Raw genomic sequence first — 1,628 nt, 5'->3', positions numbered from 1 at the left:
AAACCAACTAAATGGAAAGTGGAAAATTCATGGGGATCAAAGAATGGTGTCAACGGATATTTCATCATGGATGATGGTTGGATGAACGAATATGTATACGAAATTGTAATAAATAAAAAATATTTATCTAATGATAAAACCGCGCTACTAAGCCAATCTCCGGTCGAATTAGCCCCTTGGGATTCATTAGAATAAAATTAAAGTGTTGCAATTTTTCTAAGAAGGTATTAATATAAGTGACAATCAAATAAGACGTTGAACAGGAATTTTAATTATTGAGTGTTTCACAGGAAGCTCACGGTTATGAGAGTGAGTAGCACGGTAGTTAAATCGTACCTGAGAGTCATTTTTCGAAATGAGTAGAAAAAATCGTTGGCGGCGTTAACGCTGAAGTTATTATAACTTCTCGAGCTAGTATTCGTGAGAATGCTAGGAATTGAGGTGGCACCGCGATTTATTCGTCCTCTTGGATATCTTATCCAAGAGGATTTTTTTATACCCAAAAATAAATATTAATTTTAAAAACAGTGATTAGGAATTTTAGTTAATTCAGTCATTTACAGAGAACTTAGCAAAGCCGGGTGAGAGCTAAGGATGACATTAATTAAATCGTACCTATGAGTTTGAATTCGAAATGAGTAGAATTCACCGTTAACGCGTTATCGTTAAAGTTTGAAAAAACTTTATGAGCTGATGTTCGTGAGAATGTCAGAAACTGAGGTGGAACCACGATTAGTCGTCCTCTAGGATTTATTCCTAGGGGACTTTTTTTATATAAATATTTGCATGATGATCAAGAATTTAATCAAACCAATCATTTACAGAGAAATTAACGTTGATGAGAGTTAATAATGACATTTGATTAATCGTACTTGTGAGTGAGCTTCGAAATGAGTAGAAGCAAACGTCGGCGGCGTTAACGCGGAAGTCATTGACTTTATGAGCTAGCATTCGCGAGGATGTTAGGAAGTGAGGTGGTACCGCGGTTACATCGTCCTCTATAGAAATTAAGATTTCGTTGTTTATATACAAAAAAGGAGGATGTTTCACATGAAACAATCAAAGAAAATCGTTTTAGCATATTCCGGAGGATTAGATACATCAGTTTCAATCGCATGGTTAATCGAACAAGGTTTTGACGTAATTGCCTGCTGCATTAACGTAGGTGAAGATTACGGGGAACATAAAGATTTAAACCAAATTAAAGAAAAAGCATTAAAGGTTGGTGCCATCAAGTCATACGTTGTTGATGCACTAGACGAATTCGCAGAAGACTTCCTACTAACTGCATTAGACGCTAACGCAATGTATGAAGGCGAATACCCATTGAGTTCAGCGCTATCTCGTCCTTTAATGAGTCAAAAGCTAGTTGAAATTGCTCACCAAGAAGGTGCCGAATACATCTGTCACGGATGTACCGGTAAAGGAAACGACCAAGTTCGTTTCGATGTCGCTATCCATTCTCTAGATCCAAAATTGACAGTGGTTACTCCAGTTCGTCAATGGCACTGGAACAGAGAAGAAGAAATCGAATTTGCTAAGAAACACAATATCGATATTCCAATTGATTTAGATTCTCCATACTCAATCGACGCAAACATCTGGGGACGTGCTAATGAATGTGGTGT

General features: G+C 37.0%; 2 protein-coding genes and 3 other annotated features. Both genes read left to right on the top strand.

The genetic code is table 11. The features are described from left to right. A partial coding sequence (locus tag M3005_RS06025; RefSeq protein WP_293794570.1) for a C1 family peptidase occupies positions 1 to 195 on the top strand: 195 nt, incomplete at its 5' end. Between the two features lie 51 nt (positions 196 to 246). Continuing rightward, positions 247 to 469 (top strand) — a binding site (T-box leader). A gap of 49 nt (positions 470 to 518) precedes the next feature. Beyond that, positions 519 to 747 (top strand) — a binding site (T-box leader). Between the two features lie 33 nt (positions 748 to 780). Next, positions 781 to 1,002, top strand: a binding site (T-box leader). A 48-nt stretch (positions 1,003 to 1,050) separates the two neighbouring features. After that, positions 1,051 to 1,628, top strand: a 578-nt coding sequence (locus M3005_RS06020; RefSeq protein ID WP_293794568.1) for an argininosuccinate synthase domain-containing protein, incomplete at its 3' end; no start/stop codon positions are given.

Source organism: Apilactobacillus sp., assembly GCF_025290035.1.
Classification (GTDB): Bacteria; Bacillota; Bacilli; order Lactobacillales; family Lactobacillaceae; genus Apilactobacillus.
Note: the sequence above shows the minus strand (reverse complement) of the source record. Positions and strands in the feature narration are given on the sequence as shown.